The 21299-nt window shown below is 64.4% G+C and carries 1 protein-coding gene; it reads right to left on the bottom strand.

Annotation, left to right across the window (positions count from 1 at the left end; genetic code table 11):
* Positions 1-89: 89 nt before the first annotated feature.
* On the bottom strand, positions 90-21218 hold the full coding sequence (locus ELS24_RS01625; RefSeq protein WP_127183217.1) for a tandem-95 repeat protein: 21129 nt from the start codon (positions 21216-21218) through the stop codon (positions 90-92).
* Between the last annotated feature and the right edge of the window lie 81 nt (positions 21219-21299).

Here is a 21299-nt window from a genome sequence, read left to right as displayed (position 1 = left end):
GCGGCAAGGCGGGCGGAAGTCGCCCCCCGCCCGCCCGGCGTTTGCCCTGGCCCTTGTTTTGCCCGGGCATTCCTGCCTGCATCAAGCGCTTAGTCCAGCAGGTCCATCAAGGCGATGTCCTCCACATCGTGCTGCCGCGCCGCTTGTTCCAACTGCACCGAAAACGGCGTGCCCGCCAGCCGCACCGGTGCGGCGGCCGCCGCGCCCGGCGTGCGGTCAGGCGCGGTCTGCGGACGCGGCAACGAGTCCCCCGGGGCGCGCTGCTCGCGCATCGTGCCCGACAGGAAGTCGATCGTGATCACCCGGTCAACGCCGGCATTCGGCCCTGACCTGGACGTCAGGCGCAGGCTGAGTGTTTCCACGCCAGCCGGCCGATTGATCAACACGACGCCACGCCCATCCGCCTGCACCCAGGCCGGCAATGCCGCGCCGTTGGCCAGCGTGATGCCCATGTCCGCCTTGCCGTCGCCCCCGTTGATGACGAAGAGCAACTGATCGCCGCGCCCCATCAAGTCCAGTTGCAAGCCGCCACCCAGCGGCAGCGTCGACAACACCGCCTGGCTGTCGCCCCATCCGCCGCCCAGGCCGGCGCCCAGCAGCTGATGCAAGCCGCCCCGCGCGCCCATATCGCCGCTGCCGTTCAGCGGCGAGATATCGTTGACGGCTTGCAGCACCGCGCCCAAGGCATCGAAGGTTCCCAGATGGTCCAGGCTGTTGACGCCATTGACCGCCCGCAACACGGCGCCACCCGATTGCGGAAGGTCCGCGGTGCCGTTCAGCGATCCGAGCCGGTTCACGGCGTTGATCAACACCGAACTCACCTCGCTTGCCGACAAGCCGGCGTTGCCGCCTATGTTCGACTCGCCTGCCCCTGACTGCGGAACGAACAGGAAGTTTTCCTGCTCCACGAACAACGGCGTCGAATTGCGCAGCGTGAAGGTCGATTCCGTGAACCCGCCATTGCCGTCGCTGACGCGGTAACGCACCACCAGTTCGCCCGTGAAGCCCGTGGACGGGGTGAAGACGTAGCTGCCGTCGGGCCTGACCAACAACGTGCCTCCCCCCGGAATCGCCAGGGGCGAGCCGGCCGGCGTGCTGCCCGGCACGCCATCCACACTGACCTCGGTCACGCGCAAGGGGTCGCCATCGACGTCCGACGCGCCGGCCAGCAAGCCCCCATCCGCCGACACCTCCAGGCCGCCGCCGCCCAGCGGCAGGCTCACGGCCACCGCCGGTACGACCGGGCTGTCGTTCACCGCCGTCACGTTCACGGTAACGTTCGCCGTCTCGGTCACGCCACCCGAGGTGACGGTGTAGGTGAAGGTCGTGGTGCCGTTGTAGTTGGTCGAAGGCGCGAAGTCCAAGGTGCCATTGGCGCGCAGTGTCACCAGGCCGTTGGCGACCGCGACCGGCGTTCCCACCACCACCGCCGACCCATCGATAGCCGTGATGACGTGCCCGGCGTTCTCGAACGTGTTGTTGGCCTGCACCGCGATATTCACGGTCGTGTCTTCGTTGGTCGTCACCGTATCGTGGTCGATGTCCACGATTGCCCCGACGGTCACATTCACCACCGTTTGCACCAAGCCTCCGCTGCCATCGGTAATCGTCACCACGAAGCGGTCGTTGCCGTGGAAATCACCGATGGCCGTATAGACGTAGTCTCCGGTAGCGGCATTCAGCGTCACCGCGCCGTGGGCCGGCAAGGTGGTCACCGTGTACTGGAGCGGCTCGCCGTCCGAGTCCAACGCCTCCACACGTCCAGCGACCGATGTGTCTTCCGTTGTCGGCACGCCGTACTCACCCGTGACGGGATTCAACACCTGGCCGCCAATCCTGACGTCCACCAAGATGGGTACATCGTTGATCGCAGTGACGTTGATCGTGGCCGTAGCGGTCTCGGTGACGCCACCGGACGTCACGGTATAGGTGAAGCTGGTTGAACCGTGGAAGTGCGAGCCCGGCAGGAAGTCCAGGGTGCCGTCCGCCTTCAGGGTGACCGACCCGTTGGCGACTGCCAACGGCGTACCCACCACGATGGCGTTGCCGTCGATGGCCGTGATGCTGCGCCCGGCGTTCTCGAAGCTGTCGTTGCCGAACACCGCGATGTTGACCGCTGTGTCTTCGTTGGTCGTGACCGTGTCGTTGGCAATGTCCACTACTGCCGCCACCGTGACGCTTACCGTCGACTGCGTCACGTTGCCTTGGCCGTCATCGATGCTGATGATGAAGCTGTCGGCACCGTAGTAGTCGCCCGTTGGCGTGTAGGTGTACGCCCCCGTTGCCGGATCAACCGTCACCATGCCGTGCATGGCCGCCGAAGATACGCTGTAGACCAGCGTATCGCCGTCGCCATCCGCCGCCGAGACCTGGCCATTGAAGGCCGTGTCTTCAACGGCGCTGACCGCGTAATTGCCCGTGGCGGGGTCAAACGTCTGACCGGGCACCGCCGGGTCCACCATCATCGGCACATCCGCCACGGCGGTCACTGTGACCGTCACGGTCGCCGTCTCGACCGCGCCGCCAGACGTCACGGTGTAGGTGAAGCTGGTCGAACCGTTGTAGTTGGCCGTGGGCGCGAAGTCCAAGGTGCCATCGGCCTTCAACGTGACCGAACCGTTGGCCACCACGATTGGCGTACCGACCACGACTGCGTTGCCATCGATGGCCGTGATGACGAAGCCCGCGTTTTCGAACGTGTCGTTGCCGACCACCGCGACGTTGACCGTCGTGTCTTCATTGGTCGTGATCGTGTCGCTGGTGATGTCCACCACGGCGGCCACCGTCACCGTCACCGTCGACAAGCTGATGTTGCCCGTGCCGTCGTCCATGCTGATGATGAAGCTGTCGGCACCGTAGTAGTCGGCCGTCGGCGTGTAGGTGTACGCGCCCGTTGCCGGATCAACCGTCACCATGCCATGCAGCGCCGGGGTGCTTACGCCATAAATCAAGGTGTCACCGTCGCCATCAACCGCCGAGACCTGGCCACTGAAGACAGCGTCCTCGTTCAGGCTGATCGCGTAGTTGCCCGTGGCAGGGTCAAAGGTTTGACCAGGTACTGCCGGGTCGACCGTCACCGGCGCATCCGCCACCGCCGTGACGGTCACCGTGACGGTTGCCGTCTCGACCGCACCGCCAGAGGTCACGGTGTACGTGAAGCTGGTCGGGCCGTTGAAGTCCGTAGTCGGCGTGAAGTCGATGGTGCCATCGGCCTTCAACGTGACCGATCCGTTGGCGACTGCAACCGGCGTGCCCACCAAGATGGCAGTGCCGTCGATGGCAGTGATGGTGCGTCCAGCGTTCTCGAAGCTGTCGTTGCCAACCACGGCGATGTTGACCATCGTGTCCTCATTGGTCGTGACCGTGTCGTTGAGGATATCCACCACTGCCGCGACCGTGACGCTTACCGTCGACTGCGTCACGTTGCCTTCGACGTCATCAATGCTGATGATGAAGCTATCGCTGCCGTAGTAGTCGGCCGTCGGCGTATACGTGTACGCGCCCGTTGCCGGGTCCACCGTCACCATGCCGTGCGTCGCAGCGCTGTTCACCGAATACAGCAGCGTGTCTCCATCGCCATCCACCGCCGAGACTTGGCCATTGAAGGCCCCGTCCTCGTTCAGGCTGATTGCGTAGTTGCCCGTGGCCGGGTCAAAGGTTTGACCAGGTACTACCGGATCCACCGCCATCGGCGCATCCGCCACCGCGGTGACGGTCACCGTGACCGATGCCGTCTCCACCGCCCCGCCAGACGTCACGGTGTAGGTGAAGCTGGTCGAACCGTTGAAGTCGGCCGAGGGTGCGAAGTCCAAGGTGCCATCGGCTTTCAGCGTGACCGAACCGTTGGCAACCGCGACCGGCGTACCGACAATGACTGCGTTGCCGTCGATGGCCGTGATGCTGCGTCCGGCGTTCTCGAAGCTGTCGTTGCCCACTACGGCGATGTTGACCGGGGTGTCTTCATTGGTCGTGATCGTGTCGCTGGTGATATCCACCACGGCGGCCACGGTCACCGTCACGGTCGACAGGCTGATGTTGCCCGCGCCATCATCGATGCTGATGATGAAGCTGTCGGCACCGTAGTAGTCGGCCGTCGGCGTATAGGTGTAGGCACCCGTTACCGGATCAACCGTCACCATCCCCTGCGTGGCAGCTGCGGATACGCTGTAGACCAGCGTATCGCCGTCGCCATCCACTGCCGAAACCTGGCCATTGAAGACAGCGTCCTCATTCAGGCTGATTGTGTAGTTGCCTGTGGCCGGGTCAAAGGTTTGACCAGGCACTGCCGGATCCACCGTCACCGGCGCATCCGCCACCGCCGTCACGGTCACCGTAACCGTTGCCGTCTCCACGGCCCCGCCAGACGTCACCGTGTACGTGAAGCTGGTCGGGCCGTTGAAATCGGTGGCGGGCGTGAAGTCCAAGGTGCCATCGGCCTTCAACGTGACCGAACCGTTGGCAACCGCGACCGGCGTGCCCACCATGATGGCATTGCCGTCGATAGCCGTGATGCTGCGTCCGGCGTTCTCGAAGCTGTCGTTGCCGAACACGGCGATGTTGACCGTCGTGTCCTCATTCGTCGTGATCGTGTCGTCGGCAATATCCGCCACGGCGGCCACGGTCACCGTCACCGTCGACAGGCTGATGCTGCCCATGCCGTCGTCGATGCTGATGATGAAGCTGTCGGCACCGTAGTAATCGGAAGCAGGCGTGTAGGTATACGCACCCGTTGCCGAATCCACCGTCACCATGCCGCGCGTGGCTGTCGAGGATACGCTGTAGGTCAGCGTGTCACCGTCACCATCCACCGCCGACACCTGGCCATTGAAGACTGCGTCCTCGTTCAGGCTGATTGCGTAGTTGCCCGTGGCAGGGTCAAAGGTTTGACCAGGTACTACCGGATCCACCGTCATCGGCGCATCCGCCACTGCGGTGACGGTCACCGTGACCGATGCCGTCTCCACCGCGCCGCCAGACGTCACGGTGTACGTGAAGCTGGCCGGGCCGTTGAAATCCGTGGTCGGCGTGAAGTCCAAGGTGCCATCGGCCTTCAGCGTGACCGAGCCGTTGGTGACTGCGACCGGCGTACCGACCACGACTGCATTGCCATCAATGGCCGTGATGCTGCGCCCGGCGTTCTCGAAACTGTCGTTGCCGAACACCGGGATGTTGACCGTCGTGTCCTCGGCGGTCGTGATCGTGTCGCTGGTGATATCCACCACCGCCGAGACCGTGACGCTTACCGTCGACTGCGTTACGTTGCCTGCGCCGTCGTCGATACTGATGATGAAGCTGTCGGCACCGGTGTAGTCCGCCGTGGGCGTGTAGGTGTAGGCACCCGTTGCCGGATCGACTGTCACCATGCCGTGCGTGGCAGTTGCGGATACGCCGTAGGTCAGCGTATCGCCGTCGCCATCAACCGCCGAGACCTGGCCGTTGAAGACAGCGTCCTCGTTCAGACTGACCGCGTAGTTGCCCGTGGCCGGGTCAAAGGTTTGACCGGGAACTGCCGAGTCGACCGTCACCGGTACATCCGCCACCGCCGTGACGGTCACCGTAACGGTTGCCGTCTCCACCGCGCCGCCAGACGTCACGGTGTACGTGAAGCTGGTCGAACCGTTGAAGTCGGCCGAGGGCGCGAAGTCCAAGGTGCCATCGGCTTTCAGCGTGACCGAACCGTTCATGACGGCGACCGGCGTGCCCACCAGGATGGCATTGCCGTCGATGGCCGTGATGGCGTGACCCGCGTTCTCGAAGCTGTCGTTGCCGACCACGGCGATGTTGACCGTCGTGTCTTCATTGGTCGTGATCGTGTCGTTGACGATATCCACCACGGCCGAGACCGTGACATCCACCGTCGACAAGCTCACATTGCCGTTGCCGTCGTCGATGCTGATGACGAAGCTGTCGCTGCCGTAGTAGTCGGCCGTCGGTGTGTAGGTGTAGGCGCCCGTCACCGGGTCCACCGTGACCACGCCGTGCGTCGCGGCGCTGTTCACCGAATACAGCAGCGTGTCTCCATCGCCATCCACCGCCGAAACCTGGCCATTGAAGGCCTCATCCTCGTTCAGGCTGATCGCGTAGTTGCCCGTGGCAGGGTCAAAGACCTGGCCCGGGACCGCTGGGTCGACCGTCACCGGCACATCCGCCACGGCCGTGACGGTGACCGTAACGGTTGCCATCTCCAGCGCGCCGCCAGACGTCACGGCGTAGGTGAAGCTGGTCGAACCGTTGTAATTAGCTGCCGGAGCGAAGTCCAAGGTGCCGTCGGCCTTCAACGTTACGGAACCATTGCTGACCAAGACCGGCGTGCCCACCACCACCGCCATGCCGTCGATGGCCGTGATGGCGTGACCCGCATTCTCGAAGCTGTCGTTGCCGACTACGGCGATGTTGACCGTCGTGTCTTCATTGGTCGTGATCGTGTCGTCGGTGATATCCACCACCGCAGCGACCGTGACACTCACCGTCGACTGCGTCACGTTGCCTTCGCCGTCATCGATGCTGATGATGAAGCTGTCGGCACCGTAGTAGTCGGCCGTTGGCGTGTAGGTGTACGCGCCGGTCACTGCATCGACGGTGACCATGCCGTGCGTGGCGACTGCGGATACGCTGTAGACCAGCGTATCGCCGTCGCCATCCACTGCCGAGACCTGGCCACTGAAGACAGCGTCCTCATTCAGGCTGATTGCATAGTTGCCCGTGGCCGGATCAAAGACTTGGCCGGGGACCGCTGGATCCACCGCTATCGGCGCATCCGCCACCGCCGTGACCGTAACCGTGACGGTTGCCGTCTCCACCGCGCCGCCAGACGTCACGGTGTACGTGAAGCTGGTCGAACCGTTGTAGTCCGTTGCCGGCGTGAAATCCAAGGTGCCGTCGGCCTTCAGCGTGACCGAACCGTTCGCGACCAAGACCGGCGCGCCCACCACCACTGCAATGCCGTCGATGGCCGTGATGGCGTGACCCGCGTTCTCGAAACTGTCGTTGCCGAACACGGCGATGTTGACCGTCGTGTCCTCATTGGTCGTGATCGCGTCGTCGGTGATATCCGCCACCGCCGCAACCGTGACACTTACCGTCGACTGCGTCACGTTGCCTTCGCCGTCATCAATGCTGATGATGAAGCTATCGCTACCGGTGTAATCCGCCGTCGGCGTATACGTGTACGCGCCCGTTGCCGGGTCCACCGTCACCATGCCATGCGTCGCAGCGCTGTTCACCGAATACAGCAGCGTGTCTCCATCGCCATCCACCGCCGAGACTTGGCCAGTGAACGCTCCGTCCTCGTTCAGGCTGATTGCGTAGTTGCCCGTGGCCGGGTCAAAGGTCTGGCCAGGCACAGCCGGATCCACCGTCACGGGCACGTCAGCCACGGCAGTCACGGTAATCGTGACGCTTGCCGTCTCCACCGCGCCGCCAGACGTCACGGTGTACGTGAAGCTGGTCAAACCGTTGTAGTTCGCAGCCGGGGCGAAGTCCAAGGTTCCATCGGCCTTCAGCGTTACCGAACCGTTGGCAACCGCAACCGGCGTACCGACCATGACTGCGTTACCGTCGATGGCCGTGATGATGCGTCCGGCGTTCTCGAAGCTGTCGTTCCCGACTACGGCGATGTTGACCGTCGTGTCCTCATTCGTCGTGATCGTGTCGTCGGTGATATCCACCACTGCCGAGACCGTGACGCTTACCGTCGACTGCGTCACGTTGCCTGCGCCATCGTCGATGCTGATGATGAAGCTGTCGCTGCCGTAGTAATCCGCCGTGGGCGTGTAGGTGTAGGAACCCGTTGCCGGATCGACTGTCACCATGCCATGCGTGGCAGCCGAGGATACGCTGTAGGTCAGCGTATCGCCGTCGCCATCAACCGCCGAAACCTGACCGTTGAAGACCGCGTCTTCGTTCAGACTGACCGCGTAGTTGCCGGTGGCCGGGTCAAAGACTTGGCCGGGGATCGCAGGATCCACCGCTATCGGCGCATCCGCCACCGCCGTGACGGTGACCGTGACGGTTGCGGTCTCCACGGCCCCGCCGGATGTCACGGTGTACGTAAAGCTGGTCGAACCGTTGTAGTCCGTTGCCGGCGTGAAGTCCAAGGTGCCGTCGGCTTTCAAGGTGACCGAACCGTTGGCAACCAGGACCGGCGTGCCCACCACCACCGCAATGCCGTCAATGGCCGTGATGGCGTGACCCGCGTTCTCGAAACTGTCGTTGCCGACTGCGGCAATGTTGACCGTCGTGTCCTCATTGGTCGTGATCGTGTCGTTGACGATATCCACCACGGCGGCCACGGCCACCGTCACCGTCGACAAGCTGATGTTGCCCGCGCCGTCTTCGATGCTGATGACGAAGCTGTCGCTGCCGTAGTAGTCGGAAGTCGGGGTGTAGGTGTACGCGCCCGTCACCGGATCCACCGTGACCACGCCGTGCGTGGCCGGGGCATCCACCCCATAAGCCAGCGTGTCACCGTCGCCGTCAACCGCCGAGACCTGGCCGTTGAAGACAGCGTCTTCGTTCAGACTGATCGCGTAGTTGCCCGTGGCAGGGTCAAAGACCTGGCCCGGGACCGCTGGGTCGACCGTCACCGGCACATCCGCCACGGCAGTGACGGTCACCGTAACGGTTGCCGTCTCCACGGCCCCGCCAGACGTCACGGTGTAGGTGAAGCTGGTCGGGCCGTTGAAATCGGTGGCGGGTGTGAAGTCCAAGGTGCCATCGGCCTTCAGCGTGACCGAACCGTTGGCAACCGCGACCGGCGTACCGACCATGACTGCGTTGCCGTCAATGGCCGAGATGATGCGTCCGGCGTTCTCGAAGCTGTCGTTCCCGACTACGGCGATGTTGACCGTCGTGTCCTCATTCGTCGTGATCGTGTCGTCGGTGATATCCACCACGGCCGCCACCGTGACACTTACCGTCGACTGCGTCACGTTGCCTTCGCCATCGTCGATGCTGATGATGAAGCTATCGCTGCCGTAGTAGTCCGCCGTGGGCGTGTAGGTGTAGGCGCCCGTTGCCGGATCGACTGTCACCATGCCGTGCGTGGCAGCCGAGGATACGCTGTAGGTCAGCGTGTCGCCGTCGCCATCAACCGCCGAGACCTGGCCATTGAAGACAGCATCCTCGTTCAGGCTGATTTCATAGTTGCCGGTGGCCGGGTCAAAGGTTTGACCGGGTACCGCCGGGTCCACCGTCATCGGTGCATCCGCCACCGCAGTGACGGTGACCGTAACGGTTGCCGTCTCATCCGCGCCGCCAGATGTCACGGTGTACGTGAAGCTGGTCGAACCGTTGTAGTTCGCAGCCGGCGCGAAATCCAAAGTGCCGTCGGCCTTCAAGGTCACAGAACCGTTGCTGACCAGGACAGGCACCCCCACCGTAGCCGCAATGCCGTCGATAGCGGTGACGCTGCGTCCGGCGTTCTCGAAGCTGTCGTTGCCGATCACCGGGATGTTGACTGTCGTGTCTTCGTTGGTGGTGATCGTGTCGTCGGTGATATCCACCACGGCCGCGACCGTGACACTCACCGTCGACTGCGTCACGTTACCTTCGCCGTCATCAATACTGATGATGAAACTGTCGGCACCGTAGTAGTCGGCCGTGGGCGTGTAGGTGTAGGCACCCGTTGTTGGATCGACTGTCACCATGCCGTGCGTGGCAGCCGAGGATACGCTGTAGGTCAGCGGATCGCCGTCGCCATCCACTGCCGAGACCTGGCCGTTGAAGATAGCGTCTTCGTTCAGGCTGATTGCATAGTTGCCTGTGGCCGGGTCAAAGACCTGGCCGGGGACTGCCGGGTCGACCGTCATCGGTGCATCGGCCACTGCCGTGACGGTCACCGTGACCGTTGACGTCTCCACCGCACCGCCAGATGTCACGGTGTAGGTGAAACTGGTCGAGCCGTTGTAGTTGGCTGTCGGCGCAAAGTCCAAGGTGCCGTCGGCCTTCAGCGTGACTGAACCGTTCGCGACCGCAACCGGTATGCCCACCAAGATGGCATTGCCGTCGATGGCCGTGATGCTGCGCACGGCGTTCTCGAAGCTGTCGTTGCCGACCACGGCGATGTTGACCGTCGTGTCTTCATTGGTCGTGATCGTGTCGTCGGTGATATCCACCACTGCCGCGACAGTCACGCTGACCGTGGAGAGGATGATATTGCCCGCGCCGTCGTCGATGCTGATAACAAAGCTGTCGGCGCCGTAGTAGTCGGCCGTCGGCGTGTAGGTGTAGGCACCCGTCGCCGGGTCCACCGTGACGACGCCGTGCGTGGCCGGGGTATCCACCCCATAAGCCAGCGAGTCTCCGTCGCCATCAACCGCCGAGACCTGGCCGTTGAAGACAGCGTCCTCGTTCAGGCTGATCGCGTAGTTGCCCGTGGCAGGATCAAAGGTTTGACCGGGGACCGCCGGGTCCACCGTCATCGGCGCATCCGCCACGGCAGTGACGGTGACCGTGACCGTTGCCGTCTCCACCACACCACCAGACGTCACGGTGTAGGTGAAGCTGGTCGAACCGTTGTAATTAGCTGCCGGAGCGAAGTCCAAGGTGCCGTCGGCCTTCAGCGTCACAGAACCGTTGTTCACCAGGACCGGCGCACCCACCACCACTGCGATGCCGTCGATGGCGGTGATGGCGCGTCCGACGTTCTCGAAGCTGTCGTTGCCGACTACGGCGATATTGACCGTCATGTCTTCATTGGTCGTGATCGTGTCGTCGGTGATATCCACCACGGCTACCACGGTCACCGTCACGGCCGACAAGCTGATGTTGCCCGCGCCGTCGTCGATGCTGATGATGAAGCTGTCGCTGCCGTAGTAATCCGCCGTGGGCGTGTAGGTGTAGGCACCCGTTGTCGGATCGACTGTCACCATGCCATGCGTGGCAGCTGCGGACACGCTGTAGGTCAGCGTATCGCCGTCGCCATCAACTGCCGAGACCTGGCCAGTGAAGGCTCCATCCTCATTCAGGCTGATTGCATAGTTGCCTGTGGCCGGGTCAAAGACCTGGCCGGGGACTGCCGGGTCGACCGTCATCGGTGCATCGGCCACTGCCGTGACAGTGACCGTGACGGATGCCGTCTCCACCGCGCCGCCAGACGTCACGGTGTAGGTAAAGCTGGTCGAACCGTTGTAATTAGCTGTCGGCGCGAAGTCCAAGGTGCCGTCGACCTTCAGCGTTACGGAACCATTGCTGACCAAGACCGGCGTGCCCACCACCACCGCGTTGCCGTCAATGGCCGTGATCGTGCGTCCGGCGTTCTCGAAGCTGTCGTTGCCGACCACGACGATATTGACCGTCGTGTCCTCGTCGGTCGTGATCGTGTCGTCGGTGATATCCGCCACGGCTACCACGGTCACCGTCACGGTCGACAAGCTGATGTTGCCCGCGCCGTCGTCGATGCTGATGATGAAGCTGTCGCTGCCGTAGTAATCCGCCGTGGGTGTGTAGGTGTACTCGCCCGTCACCGGATCCACCGTCACCATGCCGTGCGTGGCCGGGGTATCCACCCCATAAGCCAGCGTATCTCCGTCGCCATCAACCGCCGAGACCTGGCCAGTGAACGCTCCGTCCTCGTTCAGGCTGATCGCATAGTTGCCCGTGGCCGGATCAAAGGTTTGGCCAGGCACTGCCGGGTCCACCGTCATCGGTGCATCCGCCACGGCAGTGACGGTGACCGTGACCATTGCCATCTCAACCACACCACCAGACGTCACGGTGTACGTGAAGCTGGTCAGGCCGTTGTAGTTCGCAGCCGGGGCGAAGTCCAAGGTGCCGTCTGCCTTCAGCGTGACCGAGCCGTTGGCAACCACGACCGGCGCACCCACCACCACCGCCATGCCGTCGATGGCTGTGATGGCGTGACCCGCATTCTCGAAGCTGTCGTTGCCGACGACGGCGATGTTGACCGTCGTGTCCTCATTGGTCGTAATCGTGTCGTCGGTGATATCCACCACCGCCGCGACCGTGACACTCACCGTCGACAGGACGAAGTTGCCCGCGCCGTCGTCGATGCTGATGATGAAGCTGTCGCTGCCGTAGTAGTCCGCCGTGGGCGTGTAGGTGTACGCGCCCGTTGCCGGGTCAACCGTGACCATGCCGTGCGTTGCCGGAGTATCCACCCCATAAGTCAGGGTGTCACCATCGCCATCAACCGCCGAGACCTGGCCGTTGAAGACAGCGTCTTCGTTCAGACTGATCGCGTAGTTGCCCGTGGCCGCGTCAAAGACCTGGCCCGGGACCGCCGGGTCGACCGTCACAGGTACATCCGCCACTGCGGTGACGGTCACCGTGACCGTTGCTGTCTCCACCGCGCCGCCAGATGTCACGGTGTACGTGAAACTGGTCGAACCGTTGTAGTTCGCAGCCGGCGCGAAATCCAAGGTGCCGTCGGCCTTCAGCGTCACCGCGCCGTTGGCAACCGCGACCGGCGTACCGACCACGACTGCGTTGCCGTCAATGGCCGTAATGGCGCGACCCGCATTCTCGAAGCTGTCGTTGCCGACCACCACGATATTGACCGGGGTGTCCTCGTCCGTCGTGATCGTGTCGTTGACGATATCCACCACTGCCGCGACCGTGACGCTTACCGTCGACTGCGTCACGTTGCCTTCGCCGTCGTCGATGCTGATGATGAAGCTGTCGCTGCCGTAGTAATCCGCCGTGGGCGTGTAGGTGTACGTGCCCGTTGCCGGGTCCACCGTCACCATGCCATGCGTTGCCGGCGTATCCAACCCATAAGTCAGGGTGTCGCCATCGCCATCAACCGCCGAGACCTGGCCAGTGAACGCTCCGTCCTCGTTCAGACTGATTGCATAGTTGCCCGTGGCAGGATCAAAGGTTTGACCAGGTACCGCCGGGTCCATCGTCATCGGCGCATCCGCCACCGCAGTGACGGTCACCGTGACCGATGCCGTCTCCACCACCCCGCCGGACGCCACGGTGTAGGTGAAGCTGGTCGAACCGTTGTAGTTCGCAGCCGGCGTGAAGTCCAAGGTGCCGTCTGCCTTCAGCGTGACCGAGCCGTTGGCAACCACGACCGGCGTTCCCACCACCGCCGCCATGCCGTCAATGGCGGTGATCGTGCGTCCGGCGTTCTCGAAGCTGTCATTGCCGACTACGGCGATATTGACCGTCGTGTCTTCATTCGTCGTGACCGTGTCGTCGGCGATATCCACCACCGCCGCCACCGTCACAGTGACCGTCGACAGGATCACATTGCCCGCGCCGTCATCGATGCTGATGACAAAGCTGTCGCTGCCGTAGTAGTCCGCCGTCGGCGTGTAGGTGTAGGCACCCGTTGCCGAATCCACCGTCACCGAACCGTGCGTCGCGGGGGTGTCAACGCCGTAAACCAGCGTATCGCCGTCGCCATCCACCGCCGAGACCTGGCCAGCGAATGCCCCGTCTTCGTTCAGGCTGATCGCATAGTTGCCGGTCGCCGGATCGAAGGTCTGTCCGGGCACCGCCGGGTCCACGATCATCGGCGCATCCGCCACCGCCGTCACGGTCACCGAGACGGTTGCCGTCTCCACCGTACCGGCCGACGTCACGGTGTACGTGAAACTGGCCAAGCCGTTGTAGTTGGGCGTCGGTGTGAAGTCCAGGGTACCGTCGGCTTTCAGCGTGACGGTACCATTGGCGACCCCGACCGGCGTGTCCACCACGACCGCAATGCCGTCGATGGCCGTAATCACATACCCGGCGTCATCGAAGTTATCGTTGCCGCTCACCGCGATATTGGCCGTGGTGTCTTCATTGGTCGTGATCGTGTCGTTGGCGATATCCGCCACCGCCGCCACCGTCAGGTTGACGCTGGACGCCACCGTGCTGCTGAAGCCGTCCGACACCGTTACCACGAAGCTGTCGCTGCCGTTGTAGTCCACGGCGGGGGTGTACGTGTACATGCCCGTCGTGGCATCGATCACCACCGTGCCATGCAGCGGTTGCGTCGACACTGCGTAGGTCAGCGTGTCGTTGTCGGCGTCGGTGGCCGTGACCTGGCCATTGAAGGCGGTGTCCTCGGTGGCGCTGACGGCATAGTTGCCGGTGACCGGGTCAAAAGTCTGTCCCGCCACCGCCGGGTCGGCGGGCACGGGCGGGCGGTTGCCCGGGGTGACTTGCACCGTGGACACGGCCGACGCGGACGTCGCGCCTCCGGTGTCCGTCACAACGAAGCCAAACAGGCGCGCGCCGGCTGTAGCCGACAACAGCGTGTTGCCGTAGGTGGCGCCGCGCACCAGCGTGTCCAGCACGGTGTGGGCAATTACCCCCCCACCGCTGCGCGTGATCACGAAGCCGCCCGCCACGGTGTAGTTGATCAGCAAGTCCACGCTGTCGACGGTCACCGTCTGGGTTGCCGTGGCGTCCAGGGCAAAGCCGGTTCCGCCCAGCGTCAGGATTTCGTTGGCGCCATCCTGCACGCCGGAAACGGAAATCGCCAATTGTTGAATGTCGGTGTCGCCAATGTCCGAGACGTCGGCGGTGGCGGCTGCCGTGTTCACGGCGGCCCCGGCGCCGATCTGGCTCGTGCTGTAGGTGATCAGGCCATCCGCCGCGCCCACCGTGGAATTCAAGTCGATGGCGGGGTTGTTGAGGCCGTCGCGCCAATCGAAATCGCGCGTGAGCGGCACGGCGTTGCTGCCGTCGATGGCCGTATCCGCGTCGGTGTCGCCCAGGTTGAAGCTGACGACGGTGGTCGCCAGGCCCGATCCGCTGGTGACGACGTTGCCGTCGTGCACGGCATAGCCATCGTTGGGCGTGCCGTGTTCAAAGATATCCAGCAAGCCGTCCTGATCGGTGTCGGTGGTGCTGGTGACCGAGGTGGGCTGGCCATCGCCGCGTTCGGCCACGTCGGCCACGCCGTCGTTGTCGCTATCGGTATCCCGATAGTCCGCGAGACCATCGCCGTCGGTGTTCACCGGTGTCAGGCCCAGGCTGGCCGCCGCCGTGGTCCGGTTGGCGCTGACGGTGTCGGCGTCGTAACGGTCGTCCAGGCCGTCCAGGTCCACGTCGACGATGGACGCGCCCTGGCCGCTGGGCGGCAAGTAGCCGGCGGTGGTTTGCGCTTCAACACTGTCGGTGATGCCGTCGTTGTCGCTGTCCAGATCCAGGCGGTCGACGATGCCGTCGCCGTCGGTATCACCGCTTTCGTTGATATCCAGGATGCCGTCGTTGTCGTCGTCGATGTCGGCCAGATTGGTCGCCCCATCGCCGTCGGAATCAAGCAGCGTGATGGTGGTGACCGCCACGTTGGACGCGGTGGGAAACGCCACCGACGTGGCCTGTACCGAGATGGTGCGCGTGGTGGCCGAAGTGGACGTCGTGGTGAACGTGACCAGGCCCAGCGCGGTCTGGTAATTGGCCAGCGTGGTGTTGCCCGTCAGTGTCAGCACGCCCGTGCCGCTGTTGTAGTTGGCCGTAATGCCGGGCGCGGCGCCGCCCAGCGCCAGGACGTCAGCCGCCGTGGCGCCCGACAAGGTGATCGTCATCGAGCTCAGGTTTTGGTTCTCGGGATCGGTGACAGACACCAGGTTGCCAATGCTGATGGTGGTTTGATCGTAAGTCGTGCTGTGGTCGAAACCCGCCGTCGCCCCATTCAGATCCACGCGCGCCGCATCCTGCACCTGCGTCACGGTAATCATCACGTTGGCGGTCTCGGTCATCACGCCGGACGTCACGGTGTACGTGAAATTTACGGTGCCCGACGCCAGATTTCCAGGGTAATCGGCATTTGGCGTGAAGGTCAGCGTGCCGTCGACGTTCAACACCACCGACCCGTTCGCCACGCTGACGGCGGCCCCGCCCGCGGTGATCGCGGTGCCATTGATGGCCGAAATGAAACGGCCGCTGTTCTCGAAGGTATCGTTGCCCAGCACATTGATGATCACCGCGGTGTCTTCGGTGCTGACCAGCGTGTCCGGCGCGATATCGGCGATGGCATTGATGAGCAGACCGACCGACGCCGTCATGCTGGAGAAGGCGGTGTCTCCGCCGTTGACGCTGGCGTCGGCCGTTGCGCCATTTGCACCGCTGGTCTGATCCCAGGCGCGGATCGTCAGTGGGGCCGTGCCGTTGTAATCCGCGTTGGGGCGGAAGTACACGCGCGAATTGCTGCTGTTGATGAGCAGCAAGGCGCTGGTGTCGGACACCGCGCTCATCTGTGTCCAGTTCGTGCCGTTGTTGATCGAATACCACCACGTGCCATTGGTGGCGTCCGCGCCCACAATGGCGACGCCCGTCAGCGCACCGCTGTCCGCATCGGACGTCGAGCCGATGAAGTTGTTGACCGACGTACCGACCGCGCCGGTGGGTACGGGCGCGGGCACGCTGGCGTTCAAGTCTTCGTTGATGGTCGTCAGGTTGCGCGTGGCCACGTTGAGCACCGGCGCGTCATTGACGTTCGTGATGAAGACCTCGACGGAGTCACTGGCGCTTGAGAAGGCATTGGAAGTGCCGATAGTGACTTTGGTGCCCGCCGTGCCGGAACTCTGGTCCCAGCCGCGCAACGACATCTCGATGGTCGCATCGCCCGTGAAGCCAGGATCCGGCACGTAGTAAATGCGCGCGTTCGGATCGTCGGGCAGCAGCAAGGCGTTGCTGGTCGACACCGAGCCCATCGCGGTCCATGTGGTGCCGCCATCCAGCGTGTACCACCAGTCGCCGTGCGTGCCCGTGATGCTGATGATGGCAACACCCTTGAGCGCGCCCGCATCCGCATCGCTCAGGCCGGCCGTGAAGTGGGAAACCAGCACGCCCACGGCGCCAGTCCGCGTGGGCGCATCTTCCAGCCCGGTGTAGAGCAGGTCCAGCGAGGTATCCAGCACTGGCGCCGTGTTGGCGCGCATCAGGATGGTGTCTGTCGTGCCCGAGTATGCCGTCGCAGCGCCGTTCACCGTGGCGTCGCCCGTCCCGCCATTGGTGCCGCTGGTCTGGTCCCAGGCGCGGAACGTCAACGCGTCGGCCACGTTGCCCACCACGCCGGTATTCGGCCGGAAGTACAGGCGCGTTACGCCATCGGCCGCCAACAGGCGCGCCGTGGCCTCGGTCAACGTGGTGACCTGCGTCCAGTTGGCGCCATTGTTCAGCGAGTAGTAAAGCGTGCCCGAACTGTTGATGGCCGTGACGGCCACGCCCTTGACCGCGCCCGTGTCGGCGTCCGTGACGCCGCCCACCAGGTCCGATATCAGGATGCCCACCTGGTTGCTTGGCGCGCCGTTGGACGGCATGACCCCCACGACCGTCAAGCTGGTGTCCGCCAGCACCGGCGCGTCATTGACCGGCGTGATGGCAAGCGACAGGTCGCCGTTGGAACTGCCGCCGGGGGTGGTGATGGTGTAGCGCACCAAGGGCACCAGGCCGTCGTAGTTGGCGGCCGGTGCGAAGGTGTAGGAGCCATCGGCGTTCAGCGTCAGGATGCCGGTGGGGATGCCGTTGCGCAGCAGCGTGGTCGCAGCTCCCACGGTGATCGCCGTGTCCGGCGTACCGTCGGCGTTGCTGTCGTAGCTGGCGGCGGTAAGACTGCCGTCGCGGTTGAAGGTGTCGTTGGCCAGCAGGCCTGCCGCCGCCGATACCGACAGCGGCGTGTCTTCCACGGCGGTGGCGGAATCCGCCAGCGCCACCGGCGGGGCCACGCCGACGAAGTTGTCGCGCCAGTCAAGGTCGGCGCTCAAGACCTGGGCATTGCTGCCGTCGGCCAAGATGTCGCCGTCGCTATCGCTCAGGGTGAAGCCGGTAACCGCGGCGCTCAGGCCGCTGCCACTGGTGATGACGTTGCCGTCCTGGACATCGAAGCCGTCGTTGACGGTGCCGTGTTCAAAGATGTCCAGCAGGCCATCCTGGTCGGTGTCGGTGGTGCTGGTGACGGACGTGGCTTGGCCGTCGCCGCGTTCGGCCACGTCTGCCGTGCCGTCGTTGTCGCTGTCGGCGTCGTAGACGTCGGTGGTGCCATCGGCGTCGGAATCCACTGGCGTCAGGCCCAGGCTGGCGGCCTCCGTGGTCCGGTTGACGCTGACGGTGTCGGCGTCATAGCGATCGTCCAGGCCGTCGTCATCCACATCCACCATGGCCATGCCCTGGCCGCTGGGTGGCTGGTAGCCGGCTGTGCTTTGCGCTTCAACATTGTCGGTGATGCCGTCGTTGTCGCTGTCCAGATCCAGGCGGTCGACCAGGCCGTCGCCGTCGCGGTCCTGCGCAGCGGTCAGCGAACTGACCTTGTAGACGCGCACATCGTCCAGGCCCAGATACGCACCGTCACCGCCATTGGGTCGGCCAATGGAAAACACGACCACGGGCGCTGTCGACGTGGCGGTGAAGGTGATGCCCCCGGTGGACCAGGTCTTGAAGTTGTTGCCGTTGTAGGTCAGGGTATCGGCGTTGTACGACACGCCGTCCACGGTGACGATGAAGTACGCCTCCATGCCCGGGATGGTCTCGCCGTTGACGCCGCCGAAGATCTCCTGGAACGAGATGTGCACCACGTCGCCCACCTGGATGCCCGCGGAGGCGGGGATGATCACTTGCGCGGCCTCTTCCACGAAGCCGCTGTAGATCGCCATGAAGACCTGCCCCTCCGCCGCGCCGGGCACGCCATTCATGGCGCCCGCCCACTGGCCCGAACCCGCCAGCGAGAACGTGCCCTTCCAGGTGTCTGGCGTGGCCGCAGCGTCCGTGAAGCCGGTGCCGTCGATGCTGAAGTTCAGGCTTTCATTCTCGGTGTGCGCGACTCCCAACGCGCCTTCCATCGAACCGTCGATCAGAGACGGCGTGGTGGCCAGGGACTCCACACTGTCCAGGATGCCGTCGTTGTCGTCGTCCAGATCGGCCGTGTTGGCTACGCCGTCCCCATCGGTGTCGATGGGCGTGATGGTGCTTACCGCCACATTGGACGCGGTGGGCGCGAGGGCCGACGTGGCCTGTACCGAAATGGTGCGCGCGGCGGTGGAGCCGGACGTGGTGCTGAAATTGACCAAGCCGAGTGCGGTCTGGTAGTTGGCCAGCGTGGTGTTGCCGCTGAGCGTCAGCACGCCTGTGCCGCTGTTGTAGCTGGCCGTGATGCCGGTGACGGTGCCGCCCAACGTCAGCAGGTCGCCCGCCATGGCGCCCGACAAGCTGATCGTCATCGATGCCAGGTTGTTGTTCTCGGGGTCGGTGACGGACACCTGGCGGCCGATGGCGGCGGTGCCTTCGTCGAGGGTATTGCTGTAGTCGGCGCCCAGCGTCATGCCGTCAAGATCAATGCGCGGGGCGTCCTGCACCTGCGTCACGGTGACCGTGACGTTGGCGGTCTCGGAGACACCGGCCGAGGTTGCCGTGTAGGTGAAGACGGTGTTGGCGGACGCGGCCGCGCCCGGGAAGTCCAGCCCCGGGGTGAAGGTGATGGTGCCGTCGGCGTTCAACACGACCGAGCCATTGGCGACGCTGACGGCCGGGCCGCCCACGGTGATCGCGGTGCCGTTGATGGCCGTGACCGCGCGCCCGCTGTTCTCGAAGGTGTCGTTGGCCAGCACGTTGATGATCACCGCCGTCTCTTCGGCGGTGGTGGCGGTGTTGGCCACGATGTCCACGATGGGATTGACGATGATGTTGACGGCGCCCGTGGCGCTGGAATAGGCCGTGGTGCCGCCGTTGACGCTGGCGTCCGCCGTGCCGCCGTTCGTGCCACTGGTCTGGTCCCAGGCGCGGATGGTCAGGCTGGCCGTGCCGTTGTAGTCGGCGCTGGGGCGGAAGTAGACGTGCGAGTCACCACTGTTGACGAGCAACAGCGCGTTGCTGTCGGACAAGGTCCCCATCTCTGCCCAGGTGGTTCCGTTGTTGATCGAATACCACCACGTGCCGTTGGCCGTGTCCGCGCCCACGATGGCGACGCCGGTCAACGATCCGCTGTCGATGTCGGAGACCGACTCGATGAAATTGTTGACCGACGTGCCCACCCCGCCGGTGGGTGCGGGCGCGGGCACGCTGGCGTTCAAGTCTTCGTTGATGGTCGACAGGTTGCGGGTGTCGACGTTAAGCACCGGCGCGTCATTGACCGCCGTGACCGTTACCGCGACCGTGTCCGACGCGATCGATACCGCGCCGGTGATCGTGGTGGGATTGACCTTGGTGCCGGCTGTGCCGGCGCTCTGGTCCCAACCGCGCAGCGTCAGCGCATTGCCCGCGCTGCCATTGAAGTTGGTGTTGGACTGAAAGTAGATGCGCGAATCCGGCGTGTCGGACAACAACAGCGCGCTGGTGCCGCTGACGGTGCCCACCGCGGTCCAGTTGGTGCCGCCGTCCAACGTGTACCACCACGTGCCGTTGGTGGCATTCGCGGCGGTCAGCGCAATGCCCTTGAGCGCACCCGGATCAACGTCGCTCAGGCCTGCCGTATACGCTGAAATCGTTGTCCCCACCGCGCCAACCGGCGCGGGCGCGTCTTCGACGCCGGTGTAGCTCAGATTCAACAGCGTGTTCAGCACAGGCGGCGCCAGCGCATAGTTCCAATCCTGGGCCGAGACGGCCACGGCCTCGACGGATCCGCTCTGGCGTTCCAGCGTCCAGTCGCCGCCCAGCGCCAACGCGCCGGTGGTGTCCGTGGACGCGGCCACGTCGGCGCCGGTGATCACGGCCAGCGTGTGCACCGCCGCTTCGCCGGCCTCGCCCTGGCCGAAGTCGCAGCCATAAAGCAGCACGTCGGCGTCGGCGCTCAGGGCCGCCCCGATCTGCATCAGCTCGTCGCGATATTCGCCTTGCATGGATTCCAGCGTCAAGGTGGCCGTGCCCAGTTGCAGCATGCCCGCTTCGCCGTGGCTCAGGATGTGGATGGCGTCCACATCCTGGCGGCCATTGAGTGTGTCGGCAATGAAGCGCAGGCCGTCCACCCCTGGCTCGATGTAGTGCAGCTCGGCGCCGGGCGGCAACGACTGCGCCAGCGTGTCCGCTTCCTCAACGGTGCGGTCGATGAAATAGACCTCGCTGCGCGGCTCCGTCGGTTCACTGGCGGCCGCCTTGTGCTGCTCCACGGCGCCCAAGGCGGCGATCAGCTCGGCATGCGCCTGGGTCTCGGCCGCGGGCGGCGCGTCGGGTACCGCCTGCGCCACGTCCTGCGCGGTCTGGGCCATGGCGGCATCCAGCAAGACGCGGGGTTCAAGGGCCTGGAGGAAGAGGCGCGAGCTCAACGTGCGAGTGCCGAGGGCTTGCGGGGTCTTCTTGCCGAAACGCGAAGCGGAATTGTTTTTCACTGCACACCTCTCACAGAGATCGCTTGGACGCCGCCGGTGGCAACGCCCCAATACTCATGCAACACGCCTACGGCGCGTCGT

The sequence above is a fragment of the Achromobacter spanius genome (assembly GCF_003994415.1).
Classification (GTDB): Bacteria; Pseudomonadota; Gammaproteobacteria; order Burkholderiales; family Burkholderiaceae_B; genus Achromobacter; species Achromobacter spanius_C.
The sequence above is the reverse complement of the archived record's forward strand: the minus strand, read 5'-3'. Positions and strand labels throughout refer to the sequence as shown.